General features: G+C 46.9%; 1 pseudogene (only partly in view). It reads left to right on the forward strand.

Annotated features, from left to right (window positions below):
• A pseudogene (locus COV52_07630) lies at nucleotides 1-10,261 on the forward strand (hypothetical protein); it begins 1,358 nt to the left of the window's first position.
• Nucleotides 10,262-10,353 lie beyond the last annotated feature (92 nt).

Raw genomic sequence — 10,353 nt, forward strand, 5'->3', positions numbered from 1 at the left:
ATTAGCTGTCGCGTCAGTCGAGTGTGTTTCGGGGGCAGGGACGGCCGAAACACATCCTGAGACTAGCGACTCGCTTCTTCGATCCTTGGATGATCAGGTGTTTAGCCTGAATCGAGAGATAGAGGAGCTTGAAAAGCGAGCTGCTGGTGACGCGCAAGCAGAGGCTGATTTGCCCGGTTTGCAGGCAAGGCGTTCAGGCTTGGAAAGTAATATTGAAGATGCCAGGTTAAAGTTGCTCGAAGCCTACAAGGCTGAAAGCAAACGCTTGGATAACGAGCTTCAAACGCGCTCACAGTTGGTTGAGCAAGATAGTGGTTTGGAGGAGAGTGCTCGTCGAAAAGCCCTTGATGAGTTGGCTCGCGATATTGACCAAAGAAAGCAGGCGTTGTTGGATCGCTGTCAAGTTTTGTTTGTGTCTGATGATCAGGTGGTTGAAAGGAAAGCGATTATCGGTGGCTTGAGAGAAGAGGCTGCGCAGGCTAAGGCGCGTGTTGCAGAGCTTGAAGCGAAGCTTGCTGAGCTAAATAATTCCCCTTTAGATCAAAAAACTGGAGAGATCGAGAAGCTCACACAAGAGCGTGATAAAGCAAGGCAAGAGCTTTCTGTAATCCAGTCTAGCTTGAATGAACTAAGAGAAAGCCCTACTCAGTCATTGCCGTCTACAACTCCAGATATAGAGCACCTTTCTCGTCAAAATCGTGAACTTCGCCAGCAGCTTGCCTCACTTCAGTCTTCAGAAACTCAGGGGCCAAGAAGTTATACTCTAGCCTACTCAGATTACCCTGATGGTGATGTGGATTTTATAACACTTAGAGAAAAGTTTACTCTTTGGTTCACTCAATACTGTTCGTTTCTTAAGCCCGCACTGACTAAGGTTTTGGGAGAGTTAGATCGCTCACTGTCTTTTTTTAACTCTGGTGTTGCTAAAAGGCCTCCGGGTAGTGTAGTTGCTTTTCATGACTTTTCTGCTGATGTTATTTTACTTGAAGAAGTTAAGCAAAATTTCTCGAGGCTTGACCGACGTGTGTATGAGGTGCTTACTCATGGAAAAAACTGTTTGCGTTTGCAGGCTGGAAGCGAAGGCGATTTTGCTTTTTTCCTGAGAGATTTGATTCGCGCCATGGATGAAATGTTGGATTACTATGCGGACCAAGAGAATCGCGTCGCTCAAGAGGTTGGAGAGATGCTTGATGTTGCGGGTAAACACTTGGGAGAAGTTAGGAGCCAGGTTTTACAGGCAGCTCAGTTGACTGCCGGGTGTTTTGCTTTGCAACTAAATGAGTGTAAGCTTGTGGAATCGAAAGCCTCTTTGCCTTCGCCGGCGTTAGCGTTCGATGATGATGGAGAGATGGTGGCTTCTGAGTCTGCGCAAACAAAATCAAGTGATTTGTTTTCTCGGATTCAGGCTTTGTGTGAAAAAATTGCTGATCTCGGCGCGCATATTGTTAAAAGTGAAGCTGCAATTTTGCCGGAAGAGAAAAATAGCAAAAAAAACTTGCAGACGCTTTCTGCAAGTTTACGCGGGCTCCGTGGAGTTAGGCCTGAAAAATGGCAGGAGTGGCGTGAGTATAACGCTGTCTTAAGTAGCTTGAAGGTCAGCATAGACGAATCCGAAGGGGCAATTCGGAAAACTGTAGAGTTACTTAATGCTCAAATGGGGCGTGAATTAGCTTCGATGGGGGCGGTTAACTTAGATGATCATTCGGTTTCTATCACTATGTATAACTTAGATGTTCGCTCTGCCACTCCTATTATTGAAGAACCTGCGGCTGTTTTTTTTAACTGCTTCCCCGCGAGCCTACCTAACACGTGTTCTGTAGTCGTGCAACGAGCTTATCAAACTATACTCGGTAGAATTCAAGAAAATATTAGGTTGAGAGATAGTCGCGTATTAAACCTAAAAATGTTCTTGAACGATCCTAGAAATAATCGTGTGTTCATGTATGTTAAGGCTAGGCAAAAGTTAACGCTAGACGCTGAAAATGCACTGGAGGCTTTTAAGCAATCTGTTTGTCAAAGCTATGAAAGCAAGCGAATGGCTATAGTTGAGCTAAAGCGTCAGCAGAGTGAGCTGAAAGCAAGGCTCGCTGACTTGCTTTTAGAATTTAGAGAAAAGCACAACGAAGCTTATTGGCGTGCGATTAAAAAATATTTTAATACTGATCTTAAAAAGCAAGTTCTCGATTTATTTGATCAAATCGTAAGAAAACTCAAAGCAGCGGATGATTTTAATATTCAGCTTGACGACAATGTTCCGCAGGGCCTGCTGGATAAATTATGCGAGGCTGCTTATGAGATCACACATTTTGAGGCGCTCAATCTTGAGCGCATGGCCTCGCTTATTGCAAATAAACCCGGCGAGTCTCAAAAACCGGCTTCATTTGCTTTGGTTTTCGCTTCTGGTTTAAGAAAAACGAATGATCTGGAAGAAAGTATGCGGGCCATGATTAAAAGGTTTGAGGATGTTCAAGGCTTTGATCGCTTTTTGACTGAGAGGGCTGTACCCGTTTCTGCGCTTTTGGGTGAACATCAAAAAGTTCGGGAAAGAGAAGATCAGTCCATAAGTAGATCTGCGCCGGAGGTTAGAGAGTATCTGGTTTTTGATTTATTGGTTTATTGGCTTGAGCAGGCTTTGCCAGTGTCGTATCAAACGCATGAGCATGCTATTTTCTTTTTGTCCTGGGCTTTGAGTGAGCTTGCAAAGCCTTCTCAGAGTGAAAATGAAAGCACCTTTGAAAGTCAACCTAGTAATCTATTGCTGGCTTTCCGTGACTTTGAGAGCCAGTTTGGCTCATCTCTATTGCCAGAGCTTTGCGGTATAACAGCAGCACTTTCGGATCGCTTATACCCACGTTTAGCGAATCTGTTTGGTGATGATTACTATCTTCCAGAGCCGGGTCTTTTTTCTACAGCAGTTTATACCAGAAAGCCAAGGGTTTCCGTTCAAGTTGAGGCGCCAGACCCGATGGCGCTCGCTAGGCTCAAAAGGGCTGAGAGAGAGTGTAAAGAAGCAACGGCAAGGCATGAGAAACAGTACGATAGTCTTCAGGAAATTAACTCAGCTGCTGGTTTCGTCAGGTTCTTAATAGAAAATAATATTGCTTATCGTGCTGACCTTTTTCCTGAAGCTGGGCCACTGAATGCCGGAACTGCTGAAAGGGGCCCCGTAGTAAACAACAACAGTGTTGCGGCGAGAACAGCGGCTTTTGGCGAGAAGTTCAACCCGTTGTCTGCGCGACGACCTCCACCGGGAGCTGGCCAGCTGCCTGAGGCGTCAGCAGTGCGCCAAGCTGATGTTGAACACAGACCATTTAATCTATACAAAGTTCTATTTGAGTTGATAAGGGCAAGAAACTTCTATCGGGCAGATCCCAGGTTAGCGTTTGAAGGGATTCGAGATCATTTACTTGATTGGCTAGCGAATGAGGTTAATTTATCCGGATACATTCAGTCAGAGGCAAGAGTCGAGGCTAAAAGTGGCCAAATTGGTGTCGCACTCATTGGCTTAAGAGATTGTTTGATTACTTTTGGGATGGGGGAGGCTTCTGCTGTTGAGGTTGCTTCGCAAATAATCCGGGGTGAAAAGGATATTCGTGAGTGTTTGGCTTCGGTCTTGCCGACTGTACAAGACGAGCCTTGTTTTGTGTTGCTGGAGGGGCTCGCATCAGGTTTATCAGCTGTGCGCGAACAGGCACAAGCCAAAGAATGCGAGGAGCTAGAACGTTTGGCTCAAGAGCGTGCTGCTAGAGAAGCTGAGGCGGAAGCGAAAAGACAGCAAGATCTAAAGGTTAGGTTAAGCGAGTCAACGGCTGTGCTTGACTCGATTAAGCAAAGCGTTTCTTTTTTTTCTCAAGAACTTGGCTCAAATGTAGGAGCGTATGGAAACAAGAAGGTTGAAATTGAAGAGATTCTAAAGGAGCTTGAGCAAGCTATTTTGGATTATGCGACGCAGCCTGCAAAATCTACAAGCAACATGAAGATCATTACTCAGACGGTTGGTAGCCAAACTGAGGCTGATATTGCTCTAGCTTCTATAGACAGCTTAATACAGCGCTTAGCAGTATCGCTGACACTTAGAAAAAGATTGCTTGAAAAGCTTGATACAGTTTTTAGCGATGAACAAACGACTGATTTTTTTGGGAGAGTGGGCGGTTATACAAGCAAGTTGAGGGTCATGGTTGCTCAGCTTCAAGCGATTGATTCTTCTCTTCAAGAATTTAATGAAGTTGATGTTTGCTCATTGAGTCAGAGGTCTCATGATTTAAATGTGCAGGTGGCCAACCTCATTGATCAATTAAAACCATTTACGGTGATGCTGTGGTCTTCGTTAAAAGATGAGAGAAAGCCTGCATTAGAGCTTCATTGTCGAGAATTGACAGAAGTGATAGAGCTCGCCAAAAATCGCGCTAGAGAGCTTTCGGATTTTGCAGCTGAGCAAAAAGCCAGAGCAGAAGCTGAGGCTAACAAGCGCGAGCGTGAGGAGGCTGAAAAGCGTGAACGTGAAGAGGCTCAAAGGCTTGCTCGTGAGGAAGTTAAGCGTGATATCGAAAGGCTTATTGAGGAAAACGAACTGAAGCACATTGAAAGTGAGCTTGACACTGCGCATGGTAATTTAAAGGATGCACGCAAAGCAGTTCATGACGCATCGGGTCTGTGTGAGAAAGCAAAGGGTGTTCTTTCTAATGCCTGTGATAAGGCCTTGGCCGACCTCGAGGCTATGAAGCGTCAGGAGTATGATTTAACTAATATTGAACATGCGCTGGCTCGTCTTGCACAGGATGTTTTTTTGGCTGATGTGAGTCGGGCGTCAACTAAGCTTTTGGATACGAAAAATGATTTTGAGCAAAAGAAAGCGGTTGTAGAAAGTAAACAACGAGCTGCTGTTGATAAAGCGAATAGTGCAGCAAAAGAGTTACAGGCGCTGAAAACAAGCGGTGAGGTTTTGTTAGAAAAAGCTCGTCAATGTGGTTTTCTCGAGAGGACTGTGTTGGCTGAGTATGTTCAGCGCTCTGGAGTTATGATTGAGACGGGTTTGGTGGATTATCAGGCTCAGATTAATCAGTCGCAACTGCCAGAAGTGCCAGAAGTGCCAGAAGTGCCAGAAACAGCCGTTGACCTTGGATCACTGAATTTGCAGTGTGCTGAAGTATTGGCAGGTTTGAAAACGAAGCAACAACGCTTGAGTGATTTGGCGAATTTGCAACAAACCATCAGTGAGCTTGTTAATGGCCGTCAGATCGATGAAGCCAACAAAACATTGTCCGCAGCGTTCGCGCCTTTGGCTGAAGCTCAATCTCGTTTGATTAAAGCCAAAACCAATTTTGAAGCTTCTGAGATAGCATTCAAGACTCAGCATGTTCGTGTTAGCGGAGAAATTGCAGCGATAAATCCAGAAAATATAACAAGCTCTCAACAAGCTGAGCAGAGTATAAAGATATTAACTCAGGCTGATTTTTTAACATCGGTGAATACAATGGCGACAGAGCTTAATCAAGCCGGCGAAAGATTATCTCAAGCTTCCAGGCAAGTCTCAGGCATGCAGGCGGCTTGCAAGGACGCCTTGAGCGCGCAGCGCGAAGTGCTAAAAGACCTGAGGGCCCGGGGTGCTCAGCTTTTAGAATCTGCGAAAGCGTCGAACATCGATGCGTCAGCACTTGCTAAATTACAAGCAGAACTTGAGGCTGCTCTAAACGATGGCGGCTTGCTGGCTAATTTTCAGGCACAGCTTGGTGATGATGCTCAGGAGCTTGGATTCACGGCGGTTAATCCTGAAAACTTGCGTCGCGAGCGCGATGCCAAGCTTGCCTTGGTAAAAGCGAAGCAGGTTCAGTTAGCTGAGCTAGAAGCAGCGCAAGAGCGCGAGCAGAAGTCAGAGGCTCTCGAGCGTAAGGAGCGTGTTACAAGGCTTCGTTATGAGGTTGAGGCCACCATTCGTGAGAATGATATTGCTGTGCTGAGACAGCCGATTGATGAACTCTTACGTAAACTGGATGATCTAAGGGATCAGCATCGACATCAAGTGACGGCTGAAGTTATAGCGTGTCGAGAGTTTCAGACGGCATGTGCTTCTGCGCTTGATCGCATCGCTAGAGTAAAGTCTGCTGGCGATGACAATCTCAACACAATCCCTGAGAAACTGAGGCAGCTGAATGCACAGACTATAATGGCGGATGCTCAAATAAAGCTGGATGCTTTAAACAAAGCAAGAGGGTGCGTGAAACGCCTGGCGTTCGAAGCTAATGCTCTCTGCGATACTGCTTTGAAGCAGCTGGCCGAGCTTCGTGAGAAACTTAGAATATTAAACAACCCAACACTGCCTGATTTGCTTAAGAGGTTAACTGGGTTTGAGCAAGAGATTAATCCTCAGTCAATTCTTGAGCTTCAGGCGATTATTCAAGCCGCTTTGGCCGATAATGGCATCCTTGCAACCCTTCAAGAAAGTTTTGCTGACCAAGTGGCTGCTATTGATTATCCGAAGGCGGAGCTTGGTGAAGTTGAAGGTGAGCTTAAGGCTGTGCGTGCTGCGCTTGAAACTAAGTTTGGAGAGTTGGGCGGTGCATTGCGAGCTAAAGTTGAGCAGGGCATTAGCGCTTTGAATGGCTTGATCAGTACTTATGCTCGTGAGAAAAAAGCGCTTGAGGCCGATTTGGCTGAATACTCTGGACAGCGAAGCAGGTTTGCGCAGGATGAGCTAATCGTTTTAAGGGCGAGTATTGCACAGGTTGTGCAGCAGGTCCCACCTTTAACGCCTGCTAAAGATGTGAGGGGTCTTACTCAACAGCTTAGGTCCGTACAGAGCAGTTTGGCTAAATTTGCTGAAGTTGAAAAGTTGAGAGATCGACTGCTTGCCCAGCTTCAAGATGTGCAGCCTCAATACCAGCCTTTGTGTGATCGGTGTGATACCCTTATGGACCTTTCTCAGAGATGCCGCGCTGAATTTGAGTTGACGCTAAAAACAGCACAGCAAGACACTGATCTTAGAGGGGCGGTCGAGGCGCTTCGCGATCAGCTGCCGGACAGGGCGAGTGTTTTGCAAAAACCTCAGGCTCTTGATGATTTACTAACGGACTATCGCAAGACTTTAGAGGGTGCTTTCTTAGCAGAAAAAACAAGGCTTGGCCAGAGTTTGCAAGACATCCCAAGAAGAATTCGGGAACTTGAAGCTGAGGCCCAAAAGCGTGAGCAGTCACTTAAGCAGCTTACAGGGGCAAACGATAACTGTGTGCGTGCGCATCAATCGAGCCTCTCTTTGTTGGTGAAGGTAAGAAATGGCTCCGATAGGCTGGTTGCTCAATATAAAGATTTTTTATCGAGTCTTGCTAATCAATCTACTCCAAAGCCATTTAATGAAACAATTCAAAGTCTAGAGAGAAAAAGTGCGCGAGAACTTCAAGCCAGTGTTAGAGCGTTGGCAGAGTACCAGGCTGATTTAGATCGCCTTTCTAAATCAATAAACGATAGTAATGTGCAGCATCAGCTTTTGATTTCGGCTGAGCAGGGGCTGAAAACATTAAAACAGGCTTTTGAGCGAGAGCGTGATGCGCTTAAAACAGCGATTGAGGTATTCAGGCAGCAGCTTGAGTCCAGTAAAAGCAGTCTAAAAGTTCCTGATATTCAAGCTCAGGGGCAGGTCTTGGCGGATTTAGAACGTCAGTTAGCCGAGTTGCGTGCTGAGTACGAAACAATGATTCAAGAGCTTGGTGCGCTTTCACAGAAAGCTCAAGAAAACCAACAAGCGTTGCTTGATGCAATTTCTGCTCAAAGAAGACAGGCTCAGCTCTTAAGTGAAGCCACTGAATCCAGGCGACGAGTTTTAATCGACGATTATAAACGCCTACATGGAGCGTTTCTTGATGATTGTCGGGGCTACCGTTCGCCTGCGGTCATATCGGTTGAGGTGGAGATTCCCGCGGTTGAATTTGCTCGTATTAATGAGGCATCGAATCTTGGTGAAATACGCCAAGAAATAGATCGTTTATCTGATTTAAAGAGTCTCTGTGAAGAACAACTGCGTAGGTTAAATGAGCTCAAAAGGGATTTGGGTAGAGATGTTGCTGTATGTCGCGATAATCTGGCTCAGAAGGAGGCAAGCCTTGCAAAAGAGTTGGGTCGTTTGCGTAAAACTGCGACTGAGTTGTCGGCTTTGGGTTTAAAGGATTCAGGTTTGGATGCTGCGGCTCAGTTGTCTGACACTGCTGTTAGCAATGCTCGCGCAAGTTTAGAAGCCGCAGATAAAGCTGCTGTGTCTGACATTGCTCAGCAAGAAACCACGCTAAATGCTAATTGTAAGAAACTGGGTGCTGCTATTCTTCAGCTTAGAGGCGCGATTGAGGCTGCCGAACGGCGTGAACGTATCGCGCGGCAAAGGGCCCTTTTGATACCAAGTGCTCGAGCTGAGAATGCGAGATTTAATGAAATTTGCGCGAATAGCTCGGCCATACGCATGCCTTTTTTGGGAGAAGAGCTGCAGGAGCTGGGGTGTGCGTTTGGGTTTTCTCGCGTCGCTGCCTTCTCAGCAAACCAAACCTCGGCTGTAACGCCTGGACTTCGTGGTGTTGCTGCGACCTTAAAACCTAAAGACATACAAAAATACATGAGCTTGACTCAGGCTATCGGTCATACAGGGTTCTCGGCTTTGGAGACGCTTCTTAAAGACATTAATGGGCTAAAGAAAACCAACAAAGAGCGCGCTGTCTATCTTCGCCAATTTATTCGCCAGGTGTTTTCTCAGTGTTTAGAGGTTCGGCTTGCGGCTGATCAAATTAGTCGGCGCCATCATTTGTCGATTGCTGCTGTTAGGAGTTCTTTGCCACAGCTCAAACAGTTATATACGCCGTTGCCTCGAGAGCCGGAAGATTTGCTTGTGCGCGCTATTGAGCTTGCCAATGCTATTGAGTCTCGTGTGGGGGCTTTGTGGCAGACTTATGTGACATCGGCTTGTAGGATTAAAGGTTATATTAATGATGATGTGGCAACAGCGGCAGCGGTCAGACTGTCGGAAGATGGGGCTGGTTCTGTGTCTGTCGTGCCTGTCGATAATAGCGCCACAAGCCTAGGACGCATTGAAATCGTCACAGTGATGTTTCAGCGACTTACTGTTATTTTTGATACAAAAATTCAAGATCGAGATCTTGACCTTTCAGCTTTGGCTTCTCATTATGAGGCGCTCAAGTCAGTGTTATTGCTCAATTTGAGAGACCGGGATGCTGTTGACGAGACTTTTTTCTCTGAAATATTTTTCGGTTATGTTCAGTTATTGAATACATTTATTCAAACATTTTTAGAGAAAGGCAACGAGAAGGCAACGTCTTTCGCAACTGATCATCAGCTGAAGCGTGATTCTTGGGGGGTTGCTCTTGTCAATGAAGTCCTTAAGCTTTTTGAGGTGACTGGTAAGGAGCTTGCGCGTATCGCAAGAAGTTTTTCTCTTAACACAAGCAATAGTGTTTTGCTCGATCTTCCTGGCACTCTTTCGGATAGTAAAGTCGCCGTATACAGTGCGAATATAGAAAGGCGCCGCGCCGCCTTGCTAGACCAATCGGATCAGTCTTCTGCTGCTTTGTTTTTGGAGTTTGTTCAAGATTTTCAGAATCAAAGTTCTTCTTCGCTTGCTGCCTTGCCTGCGGCGACTCGTTTTTGCTCCGCTTCATTTGCTTCGCAAGCAACGGCAGTTTCTGCGGCTGATGTGGGTAGGCGTGCAATACGAGAAACGGATCGTGATGGTAGGTATACAGGGTTTACTGATAGTCCGGATGGACCGCCACCGCCTCCTACACAAACCACGCCGGTCAATAGTGGGGCGAACTTTCAACCTCATCTCGCTCCCGGTCGCTTGACGCCAGCTCCCCAGGTCCCAGAGGCTGCACGTAGAATTGATTTTAATGTGGCTGTGAACAGTGGGAGTGAAGAGCTGCCTCTGCGACATCGAGCACCTCCTTCACCGCCGGCTATTCCCTCCGAGGGGGCGGCACGGCTTGCGAGCCTCAGGGCCGCTGTTGATGAGGAGAATGCGGCGTCTCCCTTGCCGCCAGCTGTTTCGCCTCAAGCGGAAACAGGACACAGCGCCCCGGCCTCACAGTCCCTGTTGTCAGGGAACCCCTATCTTGAGAATAACCGCGAGGCTACTGCTCGGGCGCTGGCAGCTAGGAAAGCGCGCGAGAGGGAGGTTGCTCTGAGGGCTGCTACCTTGAGGGAAAGAGTTCCAGCTCCTGCGGCCGCCCCGCCACCTAGTGACCCTTCAACGCGTAGCCTGGGGAAATAAACACCCGGATTATCACACCTTCGGCGTTCAATCCAATGAAATGGACTCACCCTTCTTGACCTTAGCTGGTCTCGGCGTCACCCTTTCGGGGC

It is taken from the genome of Gammaproteobacteria bacterium CG11_big_fil_rev_8_21_14_0_20_46_22 (genome assembly GCA_002796245.1).
Lineage (GTDB): Bacteria > Pseudomonadota > Gammaproteobacteria > UBA12402 > UBA12402 > 1-14-0-20-46-22.